The following is an 18,465-nucleotide window of genomic DNA, read 5'->3' as shown; positions in this document are numbered from 1 at the left end:
AAGCGATCCTTAGCCGCTGTTCCCACCGAAACAGGAAGGAGATCCATTTCAGCTCCGGTACTATTCGCCGATAGAGCCAATCTGCCGTTCATTAGCCAACTTCAATCCCCAACCGCGGCCTCAAGCCGCTATGGGTAGGAAGACATTTTTTTCTTTGTATGTTGGAAATACCCCCCGAATGGTGTCCATTCTCGAACATACGGATTACGAACCGACAGGCCACGATGGAGCAAGAAACCGTGCACGAATGCACCGGCCGCAAAATGCGGTAGGGGAACGAAATGAAACGTAGAATAAAACTCATGCATCATAGTGCACGCTGGAATGAGCACCCTGGCTAGGAGCTTTTCAGCGAGACGCGATCGGCGCAGCACGAGTCGCTCACCGCCAGACCAAATGCGTCACCCTAGCACTGTCCGTTGAACCAGAGCGTCTTCGCGAGACAGCCTCGATCCGAAAGAACTATAAAGTTGTGTGTGGTTTCATGAGCCACCGTACTGAACAAGGCAGCAATACCTTTGAAACAAATGACGCACCCTGAACAGCGCTCGCCATTCAGGCTCGATTTTCGCATTTTCGCACCGATACTCCCCGGCGCTACGGTACGAGAACGTATTATTGCCTGTGTTGGCGCTGCCCTGGGCATCGGTCTGACGTTCCTGATCTGTGAGAGAATTATTGGGCCAGGAAGCCATCTGCCGTTGATCGTCGCCCCCATGGGAGCGTCCGCCGTCATACTTTTCGCTATTCCAACGAGCCCACTCGCACAACCCTGGCCGATCATCGGCGGGAGTACAATTTCAGCTTTCGTGGGATTAGCAGTGCACTTCCTGATCCAAGATCAGGTCTTAGCAGTCGCCATCGCCGTCAGTCTGGCAATTGCCATTATGTCCCTAGCTCGATGCTTGCATCCGCCTGGCGCTGCTGTCGCGATGACCGCGATCATCGGGGGACCGGCGATCACCGAAACGGGCATTTGGTATCCGTTCATTCCCGTCGCACTTAACGCCCTGATACTCGTATTGCTCGGAATAGGCTTTCACAAGTTGTCGGGGCGACCGTATCCAAACTACGCGGCTCGGAACGATATCAATGATTACGGAACCAGTGATCCGCCAACCCTCTCGCGAGCAGGCTTCAAGCAAGAGGACGTCGATGCAGCCCTATCGGCTTTGGACGAAACCTTTGACATCGACCGCCATAGCCTGACCCGTTTGCTGCGTGAAGTCGAACTGCAGACAATTTCCCGCTCCCGGGGTGACCTTAGATGCGAGGACATCATGTCCCGAGACGTCATCAAAACGCACCTCGGAGAATCCGCCGACGCTGCTCAGGTGCTTCTTCTAAAGCACAACATTCGCACATTGCCCGTACTAGACGGTGAAGACCGGTTGGTGGGAACCGTTGGACTCCGCGAGCTGGCCGGAGCCACAGGTGTGGTTGATGAGGTGATGTCACGCGCGGCCGTGTCTTCTCCAACGGCTCCCGTGATGGGCCTCGTGCCGATTTTGACCAACGGCCGGATGCACGCAGTCATTATCACCGACACCGATGAACGTGTACTGGGGTTGATCACGCAAACAGACCTACTCGCCGCCGTCGCGCGCGCCGTCTCATGAGTTTGCAGCGGCGCCACTACCCAGCGCCAAAAGGCAGGATTGCGACCACGGCTGCAAGCGATAAGAATGCGCATCGAAACATCCCGGCAGGACTTCCAGATGCATGCCAATCACACTCTCGACGCTTCGGCAGCGCCGGAAATCTCATTTGATCAGTTCCTCGCGGTCGACATCCGCATCGGAACGATCACATCGATCGAGCCGTTCCCAGAAGCTCGAAAGCCAGCCCTCAAGCTGGTGATCGATTTCGGTCCAGCTATTGGGCTGAAGAAATCAAGCGCACAGATTACCCACCATTACACACCGGAAGATCTCGAAGGCCGCCAGGTCGCGGCCGTTGTCAATTTTCCGCCGCGGCAAATCGGAAAGTTCATGTCGGAAGTTCTGACACTTGGCTTCGCGGATGAAGAAGGTGAGGTCGTCCTGTTCAAGCCCGACCATCCCGTTCCGAATGGAAGCCGGCTGTTCTGAAACGCATACGGCCGATTGGAACGTCCACCGAATACACCCTGTCCAGGGATGCAAATTTCTGCTCGGTTTTGGCCTCACAGAACACTCAAATTCACGGCAAAGTTTTTACCTGTCGCATTGCTGTGAGGCAGACTTGGTGCGTGGCAGCCACCAAAGCTTCAGCCGCATCTCGATCCACACCAGGCAATGAAACCGCAAAGTTACAGCAGCCCACCCCCACTTTGCGAACGTGGCCCGACGCCGACCGTTGCGGCCCCTTGCGTCAGAAACACCTTCGGATGTCAGCCCTACGAAGTCACAAACATCATTGCACCGAGGATGCAGGCGGAACACCCAGCGGAAAAAAAGCTGTTCTAACCGCCCACATCACCGACAAACACTATTAGTTGAGGCAACCACTATTGGCTTTGCAAAGCGTCCACCAGCCAACCATATGGCGGGACGACGGAACGTGTGCAGCGGCATCGTTCAAAGCACACGGATAGTCCTTGCGCTGCAAAAGCGATGTGAGAGGGGCCGAGACAAAGAATGGCAATTCGGTACACTGCCACTACGATCCTCTGGGCGACTATCGTTGCGCTAATAGGGCCCAACCTCGCCGTCGCCCAACAGCCTAAAGTTCAAGCCGATCTCATTTCGGCGGTAGATCATATCCAGCCCGGAGTTCCCTTCACCGTCGGCCTGAGCCAGCGCATTACGCCACACTGGCACACCTATTGGAAGAATCCCGGTGACTCGGGCGAGCCCACACGCATTGAATGGTCTCTGCCGGATGGCTTTAAAGCGTCTGAGATTCGTTGGCCTGTTCCCGACGCCATCCCTGTCGGACCGTTGGTGAATTACGGCTACTCCGACACCGTCCTGCTCCCCGTCACCATTACACCGCCCGAAACGCTCGACACCCAGTCCGTTGAGCTGACCGCGAAAGCCAATTGGCTGGTTTGCGAGCAGATCTGCATCCCTGAATCGGCGGAACTCAAACTGATCCTCCCCGTCGCCTCAGCAGGCGAACCGCCAACCCCAAGCGAGCACGCCGACCATTTCGCAGAGACCGAACGCAGCATCCCGACACCGGCCGATTGGCCTGCCACGGTCGAGCAATCCTCTGACACTGTCACCCTGAAAGTCGCCGCCCCCGAACTCGATCCCAATCGCGTCACGAAAGTTGAATTCTTCCCCGATACCTGGGGCCTGGTTGATCATGCCGGCGCTCAGAAAGTCTCCTGGACGGACGACGGCGTCACCCTCAGCTTGAAGTCGGGGGAACTCGCCAGCAACGGCATAAAAGAACTAAACGGCGTTTTGGTTCTGACCGAACAGATCGGTAACACGCAGCAGGCTCGGCACGGCTTCACCATAAGCGCGAAACCAACCGGAACTCAGGATATCGCCGCAACGGACGCAGCCACACCCTTGCAAGCCATCGGCACCCCGTCCGGAGAGGGCGACAACACCGGCACACAAATCACCATCTGGCAAGCAATGCTCTTCGCGCTCCTGGGCGGGATTATCTTGAACCTGATGCCGTGCGTGCTCCCGATCCTTTCGCTTAAAACGCTGTCCCTCGCCAAACACAGTGGAAGCGGCGGAAGCGAAGCCAGACGATCGGGGCTCGCCTATCTCGCCGGCGTTCTCGCAAGTTTTGCTATACTTACTGGCGTGCTTGTTGCCCTGCGCAGCGCCGGCCTCGCCTTCGGCTGGGGCTTCCAGTTCCAGTCGCCGGTCTTCGTACTCGCCATGGCCGCTCTATTCCTGGCGCTCGGCCTGTCGCTCTCCGGCGTCTTTGACATCGGCGGCGGCGCTGTCGGCCTTGGGGAAGGATTGACCCGCAAATCGGGTCTGACAGGCTCCTTCTTTACCGGTGTGCTAGCGACCGTCGCGGCAACACCCTGCACCGCGCCGTTCATGGGCGCCGCGATCGGCTACGCGCTGACGCGGCCCGCCCTCGACATGGCGCTCGTTCTCCAGGCCATGGGTGTCGGCTTCGCGCTCCCTATTCTCCTGATTTCGTTATCTCCAGCCGCCCGTCGCATTATTCCGAAGCCCGGCCCCTGGATGGACACGTTCAAGCAAGTCCTGGCTTTCCCGCTCTATGCCACGGTTGTCTGGCTCGTTTGGGTGCTTTCGCTACAGGCCGGCAGTGATGGCGTCCTTAGCGCGGGCGTCACGTTGATCGCCGTCGGCTTCGCTGCATGGCTGCTGGGGAACCGCACAGGCCAACCGGCTCTCAGGGGCGCTTTGGCAGTCGCCGTCGTCGGTGCTGCTCTTGTCTTCACGGTTCCCTGGATCACGAGCGCTGAGGTCCCCACCACCTCAGCCGACAAAGGCGACATCACCGCCGGCGAGCCCTTCTCCGAAGAACGCGTCGCCGAGCTTCGTGCTTCGGGCCGCCCGGTCTTCGTCAATTTCACCGCCGCGTGGTGCATCTCCTGCAAGGTCAACGAGCAGGTCGCCTTGCGTACAGACGGCTTCCGCAAGGCGCTGACCGATCACAACGTCGCCTACTTGAAAGGCGATTGGACCAATCAGGATGAGCGCATTTCCCGCGTGCTGAAGGCTTACGGACGCGCGGGCGTTCCGCTCTACCTGCTCTACCCCGCGGACCCGCAAAAAGAAGCCATCGTGCTTCCCCAGCTTTTGACCGAGGCGATTGTGGTGCGCCACTTCGCCGAACTAAACCTCGCACAAGCTTCCAATCGTTAAGAGGAGGACTGAGACCATGACATTCCGCACGACAGCTAAGGTCGCCGCCGCCGCGTGCTTGGCCTTCGTACTCGGAGCCGCCAGCGCCGCAGCCGCACCTGAGGTTGGCAAGCCCGCACCCGACTTCACCGGCGTCGACACCCATGGCAAAACCCACACGCTTAAGGAGCTGCGCGGCAAGACCGTTATCCTGGAATGGTCCAACGACGGCTGCCCTTACGTCCAGAAGCACTACGGCAGCGGCAACATGCAAAAGCTGCAGAAGGACACCACAGCGGACGGCATCGTTTGGCTCACCATCGTCTCGTCCGCCCCCGGCACACAGGGCAATCTCCCACCGGCCGAGCACGATGCCCTGATGCAAAAGCGTGATGCGGCTCCATCCGCCGTTCTAATCGACGAAGAAGGCACAATCGGCCGCGCGTACGGCGCCCAGACCACGCCACACATGTACATCATCACGCCGGACGGCAATCTCGCCTACAAAGGTGCGATCGACGACAAACCGACAGCGAACCAGTCCGACATCGAAGGCGCGCGGAACTATGTCCGCGAAGCGCTGGAGCAGATTGCCGCCGGTAAACCGGTCGACCCCGCCGTCACCCGCGCTTACGGCTGCTCGATCAAATACAAAACATCCTGACCCCGACGCGATTTAGCGTGAGACAGGAAACAATCGTGGGCCGGAGCATGATGCTCTGGCCCGTCCCACTCTGATAAAGCAATCTTGCCTTCCTCTAGGGGCGTGGCGATCCTGATAAAATTTCAAGCTGCTGCAAAATAGCCTCTCGAGCAAACGTTCTGAGGAAATACCAAGTCGGCAATACGTAGGCGAAAGTATCTCGAAAATCACTCAAGTCTTTCGGTTCAATCATTTCATGTAGCTCAATAAAATCATTCTCGAACAAAGCACCATGATTAAAAGTACGTCGCCATGCCAGCCCTGTTGAAAGAGGAAGATAAAGCGCACCGGGCCCAACATACCCGAACGCCTCTTTCACAGAATCAGGGATTGGAAAGCCTATATGCATAAACTTGTTACGATAAACGTACGCACTTAAAAAACACACAAAAGCAACCTGCGTAGAATCATCAAAAGAAGAGAGAGCTGCAGCAACATCTCCATCCTGCTTAGCGAGCACCGCAGCAAACTTCGCGCGCGCTTTGTCTGTTCTAGGCTTAAAGACAGGCATCGCATCGATAGCACTGACAACTTCCTGATTAATCTGTCCAGATATTTGCGCCGCTTTCATCGCAAACTCTAACCGCGTCCTCCCGCGAGATCTAGGGGATGAATTGTCGGCACCAGCAGCCTCTATTATTCTCAGCATGGACACGTACGTTTCCGAGCAATAGTTCGGATACATCAGTCTTCCATTATTATAAGTATCCATTAGATGCTGGCAGCGGATAGCCTTTATAGCTTCGCTTTTACTCTTTGACTGAAATGCCAAGTTTATTGTGTCCACGATCCACGCGAAAGTATCTGCGTCGAAATCGCTCTGACTTATCGCTCGAGAGGATTGCACTGGCCGAACGGCCTCGCCCCAGTAATAGCCATCGTAACGCGTGAGCGCTTTCTCCCTCGCAATCCCAATATCCAGTACAAATCCGAGAATTGCATCCGATACGGCGAATGTTGCAGGCTTAGACTCGCCCAGGGTCGATGCTGTCAGCTCATCGCTTTCTACGAGCACAACGGCGCCGTCGTCGCTACGGCGTATCCGGACAAGACCATGCTTCCCCTGAAGCTCAATCTGTCCGCTCAGATTAAACTCAGTCAACCGCCAGCAACTCAAATTCATTACTAGCCTCCTTAGTAGCCTATAGCTATTCACTGACCAGATAAGCTATTCGAAACGATCATATTGTCCCACTTCCACACCTCCCCGCCCTACCCCTCAGAATTCCGCCACGAATCGCGTTCAATAGTCTCCGCTGGGGAACCCTTTGGAGAGAGAGAACCATCAATGTCGTCGTGGAAGGCCGTCTGTCTGGCCCTGTTTTCGTTCGCCGCCATCATTCAATCGGCACCTGCCAGCAAGGCCGCCTCTGGCCCTGAAATCGATGCAGGCGTACATGCCACGCTCGATAAGTTCTTCTATCAGGTGAGAGGCGCGCGCGATCTCGCCAACAAGTCCGTCGGCATTCTCGTCTTCCCGTCCGTGGTCAAAGCCGGCTTCGGCTTCGGCGGCGAATATGGCGAAGGCGCGCTTTTGATCGGCGGACGCACGGTCGATTACTACAACACGCTCTCGGCCTCCGTGGGCTTCCAGCTTGGCATCCAGGAGCGCGCGGTGATCATCATGTTCATGACCGAATCCGCGCTCGATCAGTTCAGAAGAACGGCCGGCTGGAAAGTGGGCGTGGACGGCTCCGTCGCCATCATCACGGTCGGCGTCGGCGGCTCCATCGACACCAACAAGATCACAAGCCCCGTCGTTGGCTTTGTCGTCGATCCCAAGGGGCTGATGTATAACCTCACCCTCGAAGGCTCGAAGATCACGCGCATCTCACGCTGATCGAGAAGGCACTGGCTTGTGTGCTTCGGGAAGAAGCACGCCCCCTAGATGTGCCCCGCCTCCGCGCACTGGGGCACCTGCCGTTTAAGCCGTTCCAACAGCCAGCGTGCCGCCGGCCCCAAGGCGCGATCCTTGCGATGCGCCGCGACTGTCGGCACGCGCGGCAGCGATCCGTCGCCCTCCCAATAGTCGAGGGGCAACTGGACGAGATTTCCGCGATCCAGATCGTCCTGCACCATGTGGCGGGGCATGCTTCCCCAACCGAGCCCAGCGCGCAGCAAAGCGTGCTTGGCGCCTAGATCCGACAGCCGCCACGTACGCGTGGACAGCACCCCACGATCGACACCGCGACTGAAATCAGAGCGGTCACTAAGCACCAATTGCAGCTCCTCCCGCGCACGTTCTAATGGGATCGGTGCCGCGATCTGAGCCAGCGGATGAGACGGCGCCGCAACGAGCAGCAGCTCAATCGGCACGAGGTGCGACTGTTCCAGTTCCAACGCCCGCGCATCCAAATAAATCAGCAACCCAAGATCGACCTGACCCTCCAACACCATGCTGGTCGCCGCACCCAGGGACTCAACGAATACGCGCGCCTGCACCGAAGGATAGAGCTGCTCGAAATCGCGTAGCTGCATAACGAGAGGCGCCATCGGAAATAGCGGGTCCACAACCAGCGCCACTTCCGCTTCAAGCCCACCAGCAATGCCGCGGGCCATCACATCGAACGCATTCGTCTCTTCAAGCAATCGCCGCGCCCGCGGCAACAACGCTTGTCCCGCCAGCGTAAGGACCGGCCGATAACCTGACCGGTCGAACAGATCGAGGCCAAGCTGCTCTTCCAGCTTCTGGACCCCATACGTCACGACGGATTGCGCGCGATCCAGCTTGCGAGCTGCGGGAGCAAAGCCACCGTTGTCGACCACCGCCACGAAAAGACGGACATATTCCAGAGCCTGACCGTTCATAACTATCAACTTAGTAGATAGAGACGTTCGAACGTCTACCCATTTTTTAGAATGCCTGAAAGCAATAAATAGGACGCATGCCCCCGGCCACCGAGACCGGAGCCAGATAAAGAACCAGGAGAACGGCTATGCATCGTCCTAAGCTTCTTGGCATCTCCGGCAGCCTCCGCCGGGACTCCTTCAACACCCAAATCCTTGAATCCATCAAGCAAGTCATCGCGGACCGCACCGATTTCGATGTGTTCCGGCTAAATGAAGTCCCGCTGTATAATCAGGATCTCGACATCGCCCCGGCAATCCCGGGCGTCGCAGCATTGCGCGACGCCATTGCGGAAGCCGACGGCGTCGTCATCGCAACGCCTGAGTTCAACTATGGCATCCCCGGCGTACTGAAAAACGCGCTCGACTGGGCGTCCCGTCCCTACGGAAAAGCCGCGTTAATCGGCAAACCCGTCTTGACCTTCTCATCCTCTCCCGCATTCACCGGCGGCGTACGCGCTCAGGCCCAGCTCAACGAGACGCTTCTGGCCATCGGAGCAAGACTTATAGTGCGTCCTCAGACGGTTATCGCCGAAGTTCACAACAAATTGCAAAACGGCCGTCTGGCCGATACAGCCAGCCTCGACTTCCTCATTGCTGGCGTGAACGACCTGATCACCGAGAGCGCCCAACCGGCCCGAAAAGCGGCTTAAACACAGGCACACCGCGTTTCTCCCCACTGCCCAGCGCAGCGGCTGGCGGTTCAAAACCGTCGGCCGCTTTGCATTTTGCAAATGGAGGTATGCGCATGATGACTGGTGCTCCGCTTGTCTCTGCACTAGCAATAGTTCTCATGTGCGAGTTCGGATCAAGCCGCGGGTGAGAAGAAACGCGATGGATGGTTCTGTAATGAGAACGGTACGCAATGTGCTGATCGCAATCGCCCCCGTTCTGGCCGCCGGCATCCTTGGCAACCTCGCGACCATCCCGAACATTCCGACATGGTACGCCGGACTGGAAAAGCCCGCCTTCACACCGCCCAACTGGGTGTTCGGGCCGGCCTGGACCACGCTATACGTCTTGATGGCCTACGCCTTCTTCCGCGTGCTGCAATCACACGCGCCCGGCCGTGCGGCGGCAATCATCTGGTTTGGTCTGCAGATTTCCGTAAATGCCTTGTGGTCCTGGGTCTTTTTTGAAGGTCAGAACCCTGCGGGCGGCTTCGTCGTTATCCTCTTGTTACTCGTACTGATCATCGGCACCACGGCGGCTTTCTGGAAGGTGGACCGCCTCGCCGCACTGCTCCTGGTGCCCTACATCGGATGGGCTACATTTGCGGCCCTGCTGAATTGGGAAATATATCGCCTCAATTAGTCGGCGCGACCGGTCGCAGCTTGAATGGTTGGAGCGAACCGCAGGAAGGCTCAATGAAGCGCAAGATCATCGAAGTGAACGACACCATGCAGCAGGGCTATCGCTACGAACTCACAGCTCCAGCGGGCCAGGATTTCGCCCCCGAGTTCGAACCCGACCTCACGCCCAAGGGCATGTTGGAACTGGGTGTATTCGGCGGAAAGTACATGACCGATACGCGAGCTGAATTCCCCAAAAGCTGGTTCACGAATGCCAAGCTCTCACCCAAAGGCAGCGACCCATCCCTTAACTACTTTGGCGTTGACGCAAGCCAACCACTTTCGGTCTGGCGCAAGAAAGGCTGGATCCACCCCGATGACCCGCGCGGGTGGTTTCAATGGTACTGCCGCTACTATCAGGGTCGCCGTATTGAGGATGAGGATCAGCGTCAAATCGGCCGCTGGAAAGCAATGAGGCGCCACATCGCCCAGATCCGCCGCAATTGCGAGCCGGGCGATATCTTCTGTAGACGAAGGCAACGGCAAGCCCTCCTCCACTGGGCCTATGACAGCCGAAAGTTCTGACGAGGAAACGCGACTTTGCCCGGCGACAGGCAAAGGTCGGTGGATCTAAGCTCGCACGAAACAATCAAAAAAACGTCGGACACGGAACATGAGCACCTGCCACCGTCAGGAAGACACAACGCGCACGTCCGAGCCAATCATTTCCGAACAGAACATCTTCCTGATTACGCTGCTCGCGTCGACGTTCCTCATGGGCTCAAGCTTCATCTCAGGAAAAATCCTTCTGCAAGACGGCTTCAGTCCATTGGTGCTGGTGGGATGGCGTTGCTTTGTTGCAGCCATAGCCGCAGCACCGCTCGTCCGGTTCGACGGGCCCTATGGCCAAGCGCTCGCCCCGCCACAGCTTGGCTTACGCGACGCAGCCCTGATGATACTCATCGGCCTCCTTCAGACGACAGGTGTCATGGGCTTCTTGTTCCTGTCCATGCAGTACATCTCAGCGTCGGCCAGCGCTATCATGCTTTTCACAAACCCCATCTGGGTCGCAATGCTGGGCATCGTGTTTCTGGACGAGACACTCCACAAATGGCGCACCATTGGATTGGTGCTCGGCTTAATCGGGATCGTCTTTGCCATCGGGGTAGGCCCCGAGCTTTCACTCCACCCCGACACGATCCTCGGCGAAATTTTCGGATTATGCTCTGCATTCTGCTGGGCCGCGGCGACAATCATCAATAAGCGCGCAAAATTACCTTTTGGCGGCTGGGCGATGAGTTTCTGGCAACTATTGGTCGGCTCTCTGGGACTCCTCGTTATCGCCTACGCATCTGGCGAGCACTGGCCGGAGAACGTATCATTCGAACAATGGGCCTGGTTCTTTTGGCTCGCGATCCCAGCCACCACCGGATCGTTCGGCCTGTGGTTCGTGGCCTTGCGCAAAGGCGGCGCGACGCGAACGAGCGGGTACCTTTTCCTCACACCGCTTTTCGCAGTGATCTTATCCTTCATCATACTGGGAACGACATTGTCAGTGCTGCAAGCAACAGGCGGCTTCCTCATATGCGTCGCACTCTGGCTGATCAACAGAGATCGCCCAGACACGCCAGTGCGCGGGCCCTGAAAGGACTAGCGCCGTCGCCTCTTCGTCGGCACCGCCGCGTTGACCAATGCGAAGGCCGCGTCTCCGGCCGTCTCCATATAGGACGCATCCCGATGTAGGAGCCCAGCCGCAAACGCCCCGTCCATCAGCAAGACAACTTGGCGTGCTAAGGGTTCGGCTGAGGCGATGCCTTCACTTTCAAACATCTCACTCAGCCAACCCTCAAACCGCTTCTTATGGGCCGCACCGACCTTTATCGCCGGATGCCCCGGCATGTTGGCCAATTCAGCGGACGTCCGCAGGAAGCCACATCCCTTCCATTTGGGATGGCGCGCTGACACCGCGAGGTGATGGAAAATACTCCGCACCTTGTCCGCAACGCTCCCTTCCGCTTCGCTAAACCAGCGTCGAAATAGAGCAAGGTTGGGTTGATCGCGCCCCTCTAGATATGCCGCAACCAGATCATCTTTGCTTTTGAAATGATAATAGAGCGTCCGCTTCGTCACGCCCGCTTTGTCCGCCACGGCATCAACGCTAACAGCCCTCACCCCCTCACTGTAAAAGAGTTTTGAGGCTGCTGCGATGATGCGCTCGCGCGTTGAAGGCGTCGTCGGTCCCATGCGCTTTGTATACTAACTAGTGAGTGTAAAATCATCGGCTTTTCATCAAGGATCGTCTCCCGACGCAATAGGCACGCGAGAGACGCTGAGATGACGAAGATAGGGGTGGCACTGGAAGCGCAAAAGATCTCGATTGTCTGCCGTGACGACGTAACGCTCCATGGCCATCTTTGGGAAACATCACAGGAGCAACTCGCAGGCACAGTCATCGTAAATCCCGCCACAGGCGTCGCAGCACGTTATTATCATCGCTACGCGACCTTCCTGGCGGAACACGGCTTTGACGTTATCACCTACGACTATCGCGGGATCGGCCTCTCCCGCCCCAAGCATCTACGTGGCTGTGGCTACCGCTGGCGCGACTGGGGAGAATTGGACTTCGACGCAGTCCTGCGTTTCGCCAAAGCACGCACACCCTCTCTCCCCTTACTCGTTGTCGGGCATAGTATCGGTGGCTTTCTCCTGGGCTTTGCTGAGAATGCGCCTGCTATTGACCGTATCCTTACCGTCGGCGCGCAATATGCGTACTGGTGGGACTACGCCCCAGCGTATCGCGCGCGCCTCTTTCTGAAATGGCATGTCGCCATGCCAGCGATAACAGCGCTCATCGGCTACTTCCCAGGCAAAAGGCTCGGTTGGCTCGAAGACCTTCCCGCCGGTGTCGCCAATGAGTGGAGCTTTCGCCCCGCACGCATGGAACTGAGCTATCCGCGAAGAGAGAGAAAAGCGATCCTCGAGCGCTTCGCCTCTGTCTCGGCACCGACTTTGGCAGTAACAATGAGCGATGACGAACTGGCAACCGTGACCGGTATCCGACGCGCGCTATCCTACTATCCCAACGCACGCCGTAGCCAGGTACTGCTTTCCCCACAGGACGTCGGCTTTGAAACAATCGGCCACTTCGATTTGTTTCATGATAGGCACGCGTCCGGCTTCTGGCGCGATACCCTGAATTGGCTGCGTCAGGGCACGAATCCCTGGCCACACAATCATCTTGCACAACATTGTGAAGGCTGAGGTAGCCCCCCGAAAACTGCGGTTCTGTCACAGTTTTTGGCTAAAGGCATTCCCGTCGGAACTTTGCACCCCACGGGGCATATAGTAGGGGAACCGGAACAAGCAGCCGGGCAGCGCTCACACCATTCTCTCAACCGGAAATATGGCCATCCCAACGGCCAGTGAAGAATTTCCCGTTGGGTTCATCTTAGGGACGTCACATCCCGCTCCCAATCCGGAATGTATGTCACCGCTACGCAGGCAGACAGGATTCCGTCCAAGGACGCACCATGAATAAATTCGAACAGGCCGAAGATATCGTCACTGCACGGCCGGATCTTCCAGCGCTTTCAATCCCGCTGTCATTCGTTGAATTCGTCGGGCTCACGGCTGCCTTGATGGCGCTAACAGCATTGTCGATCGATATCATGCTGCCGGCACTGCCAGAGATCGGCTCCGCGCTCGGCGTTGATAACCAGAACGATCGCCAGCTCGTCGTCATTTTGTATATGGCGGGTTTCGCAGCTGGACAGCTGATCTATGGCCCTCTCTCCGACCGATTTGGACGACGCCCGGTCCTGCTGGCAGGCCTCGGTATATTTGTCGCCGGTACGGTCGCAGCCCTGGTCTCACAATCATTTTACTGGCTCCTTGCCGCCCGGATTGTGCAGGGCCTCGGAGCAGCCTCGCCACGCGTTATTGCCATGGCCATCGTCCGCGATCTTTACAGCGGCCGCCAGATGGCACGCGTCATGTCGTTCACCATGATGGTGTTCATTATCATCCCGGTGTTCGCGCCATCGATCGGCCAGGGCCTTATTCACATCGGCGACTGGTACTGGACGTTTTACGCTTTGCTAGCCATCGGCCTGGGCCTGACTGTCTGGGCCGGTTGGCGATTGCCAGAAACAGCGGCCAGCGCACGCGGTAGCGAGGAGCCTCTGGCGCTTGGCCAATCATTCAAAATGGCCATTCTGGATCCGCAGACCGCCGCCTATGGCATCGCGATTGGCTTCATGTTCGGATGTCTTGTGTCATACATCGCCAGCGCGCAACAGCTCTTCGTCGACGTCTTTCACATGGGCACAATGTTTCCGCTCCTGTTCGGAGCGGTAGCCTCAACCATAGCAATCGCATCGTTCACGAACGCACGTCTCGTGGGGCGCCTCGGCATGCGCTGCGTTTCCCACATAGCCTTGGTGGGCTTTCTCATCGCATCACTGTGTTTAGCCGTGGCATCGGAACTCGGCGTCGCCACGCTCCCGGTGTTCGTCATCCTCATAGCCACGACGTTCTTTCTGTTCGGCCTCGTTGCACCAAACTTCAACGCATTGGCGATGGAAAATCAGGGACACAATGCCGGAATGGCTTCATCCGTCGTCGGTTCGCTCAGCACTTCGATTGGCGCTGTTGCCGGCGGCCTTATCGGTCACGCGTTCGACGGCTCCGTTCTGCCCCTGAGCCTGGGCTTTGCCGGGTGCAGTCTGATCGCGTTCCTGATTGTGCTCTGGGCCGAGGGCCCAGCCGGATTGTTCGGGCGCAATCGACCCAACTAACGGCGCACATTTCCCTTAAATGCATAGAGGCGCCCTCCCAAAGGAGGGCGCCTCTACGAAAATATGATGCGTGCTCTCTGAAAGCGTCGTCGGCTACTCACCCGCAACGGTTACCGGAGCCAGCGACGCGAACTCGTCATCCGTGAACACGCGGCTGCGAGTCAGAAACCGGACCCCTTCCGGCGCCTCCAGCGAAAAGCCGCTACCACGGCCCGGGACAACATCGATAATCAAGTGTGTGTGCTGCCAGTACTCGAACTGGGAACGGCTCATATAAAATGGAACGCCACCAATCTCTCCGAGCAAAACATCCTGGCCGCCGACGCGAAAATCGCCGGCAGGGAAACACATCGGCGAACTCCCATCACAGCAGCCACCGGATTGATGAAAAATCAACGGTCCGTGACGACTTTTTAGAGAGGCAATGAGTTCCAGAGCCTCAGGCATCGCACTTACACGCTCTGTCATGATCGCACCTCATAAGGATCTCGTCATACATCCCTGCACTTGCAAAAATGCCGCGGCGTCAGGTGTTTGCGCCAGCGCCGCGGCAATATCACCGGAAGTAGCTCATGCCCGGTGGAGGAAAGCTCCCGGGCTCTTCCGGAATCCCTCCTCAACGGCCTCAGAAGAAGCCAAGGGCCTTCGGACTGTAGCTGACCAGCATGTTTTTGGTTTGCTGATAGTGATCCAGCATCATCTTATGGTTCTCGCGCCCGATGCCCGACTGCTTGTAGCCGCCGAACGCTGCGTGCGCCGGATACAGGTGATAGCAGTTGGTCCACACGCGACCAGCCTGGATCGCACGCCCAAACCGATACGCACGCGTTCCGTTCCGGGTCCATATGCCGGCGCCAAGACCATAGAGGGTGTCATTGGCGATCGAGAGCGCTTCTTCGTCATCCTTGAACTTCGTCACGGCGAGGACCGGTCCGAAAATCTCCTCTTGGAACACACGCATCTTGTTGTGTCCTTCGAGGACCGTAGGCTTGACGTAGTACCCTGAGGCCAATTCGCCATCGAGCTCATTGCGTCCGCCACCGGTGAGGACCTTCGCGCCCTCATCCTTACCGATCTGGATGTAGGCAAGGATCTTCTCCAGCTGATCGTTCGAAGCCTGCGCGCCAATCATGGTGCTAGCCTCGAGCGGGTGGCCAGTCTGGATCTTTTCAACACGTGCAATTGCCCGCTCGATAAAGCGGTCATAGATGCTTTCATGAACAAGCGCGCGTGACGGACACGTGCAAACCTCGCCTTGATTGAGGGCGAACATCGTGAAGCCTTCAAGCGCTTTATCGAAAAAGTCATCATCGGCGTCAGCGACATCTGCGAAGAATATGTTCGGAGATTTGCCGCCGAGTTCCAACGTGACCGGGATAATGTTTTCACTTGCATACTGCATGATGAGACGGCCCGTCGTCGTCTCACCTGTAAACGCCACCTTGGAAATGCGCTTGTTCTGCGCCAGCGGCTTACCGGCTTCCACACCAAAGCCGTTGACCACGTTCACGACGCCCGGCGGGATAAGATCGCCGATGATGTCCATGAGAACCATGATACCCATCGGAGTCTGTTCAGCTGGCTTAAGCACGACGCAGTTGCCGGCAGCCAATGCTGGCGCAAGCTTCCAGATGGCCATGAGGATCGGGAAGTTCCACGGAATGATCTGACCGACAACTCCGAGCGGCTCATGGAAATGATACGCAACGGTGTCGTGATCGATTTCGGAAATCGAACCTTCCTGCATACGGATCGCCGCTGCGAAATAACGGAAGTGATCAATACCAAGCGGAATGTCTGCCGCCATGGTTTCGCGGATCGGCTTACCGTTATCCAGCGTCTCAACCGTGGCGATCAGCTTGAGATTGGCTTCGATACGATCGGCAATTTTCAGAAGAACAGCTGAGCGCTCTGCTGGCGAAGTCTTCCCCCATGCATCTTTCGCCTTGTGGGCAGCATCGAGTGCCAATTCGATATCAGCAGCTGTTGACCGGGCAACCTCGCACAGAGGCTTGCCGCTAACAGGTGTCAGATTGGTGAAATATTGCCCCTCGACAGGAGCAACCCATTGTCCGCCAATGAAGTTATCGTACCGCGGGCGAATGCGCACTTGTTGGCCGAGTTCAGCGAGAGTTTTCTCGATCATTGGCTTATCTCCTTGGGAATATAGGACCGCCCAGCTCACCTTCTCGGGGCGCCTAGTCCGATCCGATAAAGTACAATCTATGGGCTATATTGGGTTAGGCAAGAATGAAATTGCCCAAAAGTACGACACTTTTCGGAGAGCGCCTCTGAGGGTGTCGAGATGTTGGACAAGGCGTCCCATTTATAATTTCTGGATCCGCAGCTTTCGCTTTTCGTGATCTTACTCCGGACGCGAAACAACATAAACCGCACCCGTCAACATCAGCGCCGCCACCAGCCCGGCGATCAACGGGCTCGGTCGAGCGCCAAACCAAAACACCGCATAACTCGCAGCCATACAGCTGCAGGCCACAATTTTCGTCCGCCGCGGAATGGCGCCCCGCTCACGCCAGCGCATCAGAGGCGGACCAAAACGAGGATGCGTCATCAGCCGCATCTCAAGCCGCGGTGACGAACGGGCAAAGCACGCCACCGCCAAAATGAGGAAAGGCACCGTCGGCAGCACAGGCAAAAACGCCCCGACAAACCCAAGCCCGACGAAAAAATAGCCAAGCGCCAAAAAGCCGACCCGTTTCATGTCAATCGCTTCCGCCGCATCTCATGGCCACAACTCCGCAAAGTATACGACAAACCGATCCTAAAAGGCTGCGGCACGTGGACAACCCTACGCAAAAGAACTGGTCCAACAGACGCAGAATTGCGGATCTCCACCAGCAACACCTTTGCGCCGGTAGACATCAGCGCTCCCAGCTTTACATTGACGACCCGTCACGATGACTGCGACTTCGATGTGGTCGACGCTGCCGGCTATGTCATAGCCACACCCGGCCTTAAGAACTTCCAATCGATTGCTGTCGGATCACAGATCGCGTTCTGAAGCACTGCGCCTTAGAACGGAAAACCCCATCGCGTTCCCTGGACGGACGAGCACGACCGAACAAGAAGGAGGTTTCCCATGCCGCCCCAAGATACACTCGCCGAAGCGACAACCTTTCTCGAAGCCCTGATTGCCTGGGCCGCCCAGGCTTTGCCAAATCTGCTCGCCGCTCTCGCGTTGATGCTGTTCGGCCTCTGGTTCGCAGGATGGGCTGCACGCACCGTCGGGCGCATCGCCGACCGCGAGCGTCGCTTCGACCCAACGCTCAAAGGCGTGCTCACCTCGCTCGTGCGCTACACCATCGTCGTCATCTTCTTCATCGCCGTGCTCGGCCAACTCGGCATCCAGACAACGAGCATCCTCGCCGCCCTCGGTGCTGCGGGCCTGGCCATCGGCCTCGCCCTCCAAGGCACGTTATCGAATATCGCCGCAGGCATGATGCTGCTTTGGCTGCGCCCCTTCCGCACCGGCGACTACATTGACGCCGGCGATGTCGCCGGCACCGTCAAGGAAGTCGGCCTGTTCGCGTCCGAACTTCATTCCTGGGATGGCGTCTATCAGTTCGTCCCCAATTCTCAGCTATGGAATAAGCAGCTCATCAACTATAGCCGCCTGCCGACACGCATGGTCCAGGTGAAGTATGGCATCGCCTATGACGACGACATTGAAACCGGAAAGGCGACGTTGTTGGCGCTGGCGGAAGCTGATGCCCGCATCCACGCTGACCCCGCTCCGATCGTCTTCGTCTCCACGCTCGGCGACAGCGCTGTTGAACTCTCACTGCGGGCGTGGGTCCAAAATACGGACTACTGGCCCACCGTTCGCGCGCTGAACGAGGAAGGCAAGCGCGCCCTCGAAAATGCAGGCCTCAGCATCCCATTCCCGCAACGGGATATCCACATTTACAACAGTGCACCGCCAGAGAACCCACCTTCCGCTTAAATTGCCGTCCATACAAACAATCTGACAGCGGAAACTGCGTCCTGCCGCCAGATTGTCCACTATTCGGACATGCGGCAGGATGACGCAACTC

19 protein-coding genes are annotated in these 18,465 nt (G+C 57.5%); 13 read left to right on the top strand and 6 right to left on the bottom strand.

Annotation, left to right across the window (positions count from 1 at the left end; translation table 11 throughout):
- Positions 1–527: 527 nt before the first annotated feature.
- From YBN1229_RS17075 to YBN1229_RS17060, 4 genes are all read left to right on the top strand, one after another.
- Entirely contained in the window at positions 528–1,619 is a 1,092-nt protein-coding gene (locus YBN1229_RS17075; RefSeq protein ID WP_046479397.1) for an HPP family protein, read from the top strand.
- 99 nt (positions 1,620–1,718) lie between these two features.
- A complete protein-coding gene (locus tag YBN1229_RS17070; protein WP_046480749.1) occupies positions 1,719–2,090 on the top strand; it encodes a tRNA-binding protein in 372 nt (123 codons plus the stop codon).
- Positions 2,091–2,618: 528 nt separating this feature from the next.
- Positions 2,619–4,793, top strand: a complete 2,175-nt coding sequence (locus tag YBN1229_RS17065; RefSeq protein ID WP_046479396.1) for a protein-disulfide reductase DsbD family protein — start codon at positions 2,619–2,621, stop codon at positions 4,791–4,793.
- 16 nt (positions 4,794–4,809) lie between these two features.
- Entirely contained in the window at positions 4,810–5,436 is a 627-nt protein-coding gene (locus YBN1229_RS17060; protein WP_046479395.1) for a thioredoxin family protein, read from the top strand.
- Between the two features lie 94 nt (positions 5,437–5,530).
- On the opposite strand, the gene YBN1229_RS17055 is transcribed toward YBN1229_RS17060, so the two are convergent.
- A complete protein-coding gene (locus tag YBN1229_RS17055; RefSeq protein WP_046479394.1) occupies positions 5,531–6,598 on the bottom strand; it encodes a hypothetical protein in 1,068 nt (355 codons plus the stop codon).
- A gap of 165 nt (positions 6,599–6,763) precedes the next feature.
- On the opposite strand from YBN1229_RS17055, the gene YBN1229_RS17050 reads away from it, so the two are divergent.
- Entirely contained in the window at positions 6,764–7,315 is a 552-nt protein-coding gene (locus tag YBN1229_RS17050) for a BPSL1445 family SYLF domain-containing lipoprotein (protein WP_046479393.1), read from the top strand.
- Positions 7,316–7,359: 44 nt separating this feature from the next.
- On the opposite strand, the gene YBN1229_RS17045 is transcribed toward YBN1229_RS17050, so the two are convergent.
- Positions 7,360–8,283: a LysR family transcriptional regulator gene (locus YBN1229_RS17045; RefSeq protein ID WP_244464955.1), complete on the bottom strand. Its 924-nt coding sequence runs from the start codon at positions 8,281–8,283 to the stop codon at positions 7,360–7,362.
- Between the two features lie 128 nt (positions 8,284–8,411).
- Here YBN1229_RS17045 and YBN1229_RS17040 point away from each other — a divergent pair, with 128 nt between their 5' ends.
- From YBN1229_RS17040 to YBN1229_RS17025, 4 genes are all read left to right on the top strand, one after another.
- Positions 8,412–8,975 (top strand): NADPH-dependent FMN reductase, encoded by a 564-nt coding sequence (locus YBN1229_RS17040; RefSeq protein ID WP_046479392.1) that lies wholly within the window; start codon positions 8,412–8,414, stop codon positions 8,973–8,975.
- A 181-nt stretch (positions 8,976–9,156) separates the two neighbouring features.
- Positions 9,157–9,636, top strand: coding sequence for a TspO/MBR family protein (locus YBN1229_RS17035; protein ID WP_046479391.1), 480 nt, complete (start codon positions 9,157–9,159; stop codon positions 9,634–9,636).
- A gap of 53 nt (positions 9,637–9,689) precedes the next feature.
- Entirely contained in the window at positions 9,690–10,199 is a 510-nt protein-coding gene (locus YBN1229_RS17030; protein ID WP_046479390.1) for a hypothetical protein, read from the top strand.
- Positions 10,200–10,287: 88 nt separating this feature from the next.
- Positions 10,288–11,259, top strand: a complete 972-nt coding sequence (locus YBN1229_RS17025; protein WP_082101193.1) for a DMT family transporter — start codon at positions 10,288–10,290, stop codon at positions 11,257–11,259.
- A 5-nt stretch (positions 11,260–11,264) separates the two neighbouring features.
- On the opposite strand, the gene YBN1229_RS17020 is transcribed toward YBN1229_RS17025, so the two are convergent.
- The gene (locus tag YBN1229_RS17020; RefSeq protein WP_046479389.1) at positions 11,265–11,858 is read right to left on the bottom strand and encodes a TetR/AcrR family transcriptional regulator; all 594 of its coding nucleotides are present in this window, start codon (positions 11,856–11,858) and stop codon (positions 11,265–11,267) included.
- A gap of 90 nt (positions 11,859–11,948) precedes the next feature.
- Here YBN1229_RS17020 and YBN1229_RS17015 point away from each other — a divergent pair, with 90 nt between their 5' ends.
- Both YBN1229_RS17015 and YBN1229_RS17010 read left to right on the top strand, forming a co-directional pair.
- Positions 11,949–12,875 (top strand): alpha/beta hydrolase family protein, encoded by a 927-nt coding sequence (locus YBN1229_RS17015; protein ID WP_046479388.1) that lies wholly within the window; start codon positions 11,949–11,951, stop codon positions 12,873–12,875.
- A gap of 269 nt (positions 12,876–13,144) precedes the next feature.
- Positions 13,145–14,410, top strand: coding sequence for a multidrug effflux MFS transporter (locus YBN1229_RS17010; protein ID WP_052744049.1), 1,266 nt, complete (start codon positions 13,145–13,147; stop codon positions 14,408–14,410).
- A 93-nt stretch (positions 14,411–14,503) separates the two neighbouring features.
- Here YBN1229_RS17010 and YBN1229_RS17005 read toward each other — a convergent pair whose 3' ends face one another.
- The 3 genes from YBN1229_RS17005 to YBN1229_RS16995 form a co-directional block, all read right to left on the bottom strand.
- Positions 14,504–14,878 carry a DUF779 domain-containing protein gene (locus YBN1229_RS17005; protein ID WP_046479387.1) on the bottom strand — a complete coding sequence of 125 codons (375 nt, stop codon included), beginning with the start codon at positions 14,876–14,878 and terminating at the stop codon, positions 14,504–14,506.
- Positions 14,879–15,035: 157 nt separating this feature from the next.
- On the bottom strand, positions 15,036–16,556 hold the full coding sequence (gene adh, locus YBN1229_RS17000) for an aldehyde dehydrogenase (RefSeq protein WP_046479386.1): 1,521 nt from the start codon (positions 16,554–16,556) through the stop codon (positions 15,036–15,038).
- Between the two features lie 219 nt (positions 16,557–16,775).
- On the bottom strand, positions 16,776–17,132 hold the full coding sequence (locus tag YBN1229_RS16995; protein WP_046479385.1) for a YbaN family protein: 357 nt from the start codon (positions 17,130–17,132) through the stop codon (positions 16,776–16,778).
- Between the two features lie 120 nt (positions 17,133–17,252).
- Between YBN1229_RS16995 and YBN1229_RS16990 the strand changes: the two genes are divergently transcribed.
- Both YBN1229_RS16990 and YBN1229_RS16985 read left to right on the top strand, forming a co-directional pair.
- Positions 17,253–17,432, top strand: coding sequence for a hypothetical protein (locus YBN1229_RS16990; RefSeq protein WP_046479384.1), 180 nt, complete (start codon positions 17,253–17,255; stop codon positions 17,430–17,432).
- Positions 17,433–17,510: 78 nt separating this feature from the next.
- Positions 17,511–18,374 carry a mechanosensitive ion channel family protein gene (locus YBN1229_RS16985; protein WP_052744048.1) on the top strand — a complete coding sequence of 288 codons (864 nt, stop codon included), beginning with the start codon at positions 17,511–17,513 and terminating at the stop codon, positions 18,372–18,374.
- The last annotated feature ends 91 nt before the right edge of the window (positions 18,375–18,465 follow it).

Origin of the sequence: Candidatus Filomicrobium marinum (genome assembly GCF_000981545.1) — a bacterium.
In the GTDB taxonomy this organism is placed as follows: domain Bacteria; phylum Pseudomonadota; class Alphaproteobacteria; order Rhizobiales; family Hyphomicrobiaceae; genus Filomicrobium; species Filomicrobium insigne.
This window is presented reverse-complemented; position numbering and strand designations above follow the sequence as displayed.

Coding starts and splice junctions, on each gene's coding strand:
- YBN1229_RS17065 (WP_046479396.1), top strand. CDS start 2,619: ATGGCAATTCGGTACACTGCCACTACGATCCTCTGGGCGACTATCGTT.
- YBN1229_RS17050 (WP_046479393.1), top strand. CDS start 6,764: ATGTCGTCGTGGAAGGCCGTCTGTCTGGCCCTGTTTTCGTTCGCCGCC.
- YBN1229_RS17060 (WP_046479395.1), top strand. CDS start 4,810: ATGACATTCCGCACGACAGCTAAGGTCGCCGCCGCCGCGTGCTTGGCC.
- YBN1229_RS17025 (WP_082101193.1), top strand. CDS start 10,288: ATGAGCACCTGCCACCGTCAGGAAGACACAACGCGCACGTCCGAGCCA.
- YBN1229_RS16985 (WP_052744048.1), top strand. CDS start 17,511: ATGCCGCCCCAAGATACACTCGCCGAAGCGACAACCTTTCTCGAAGCC.
- YBN1229_RS17075 (WP_046479397.1), top strand. CDS start 528: ATGACGCACCCTGAACAGCGCTCGCCATTCAGGCTCGATTTTCGCATT.
- YBN1229_RS17045 (WP_244464955.1), bottom strand. CDS start 8,283: ATGAACGGTCAGGCTCTGGAATATGTCCGTCTTTTCGTGGCGGTGGTC.
- YBN1229_RS16995 (WP_046479385.1), bottom strand. CDS start 17,132: ATGAAACGGGTCGGCTTTTTGGCGCTTGGCTATTTTTTCGTCGGGCTT.
- YBN1229_RS17015 (WP_046479388.1), top strand. CDS start 11,949: ATGACGAAGATAGGGGTGGCACTGGAAGCGCAAAAGATCTCGATTGTC.
- YBN1229_RS17040 (WP_046479392.1), top strand. CDS start 8,412: ATGCATCGTCCTAAGCTTCTTGGCATCTCCGGCAGCCTCCGCCGGGAC.
- YBN1229_RS17035 (WP_046479391.1), top strand. CDS start 9,157: ATGGATGGTTCTGTAATGAGAACGGTACGCAATGTGCTGATCGCAATC.
- YBN1229_RS17055 (WP_046479394.1), bottom strand. CDS start 6,598: ATGAATTTGAGTTGCTGGCGGTTGACTGAGTTTAATCTGAGCGGACAG.
- YBN1229_RS17070 (WP_046480749.1), top strand. CDS start 1,719: ATGCATGCCAATCACACTCTCGACGCTTCGGCAGCGCCGGAAATCTCA.
- YBN1229_RS17010 (WP_052744049.1), top strand. CDS start 13,145: ATGAATAAATTCGAACAGGCCGAAGATATCGTCACTGCACGGCCGGAT.
- YBN1229_RS17030 (WP_046479390.1), top strand. CDS start 9,690: ATGAAGCGCAAGATCATCGAAGTGAACGACACCATGCAGCAGGGCTAT.
- YBN1229_RS17020 (WP_046479389.1), bottom strand. CDS start 11,858: ATGGGACCGACGACGCCTTCAACGCGCGAGCGCATCATCGCAGCAGCC.
- YBN1229_RS17005 (WP_046479387.1), bottom strand. CDS start 14,878: ATGACAGAGCGTGTAAGTGCGATGCCTGAGGCTCTGGAACTCATTGCC.
- adh (WP_046479386.1), bottom strand. CDS start 16,556: ATGATCGAGAAAACTCTCGCTGAACTCGGCCAACAAGTGCGCATTCGC.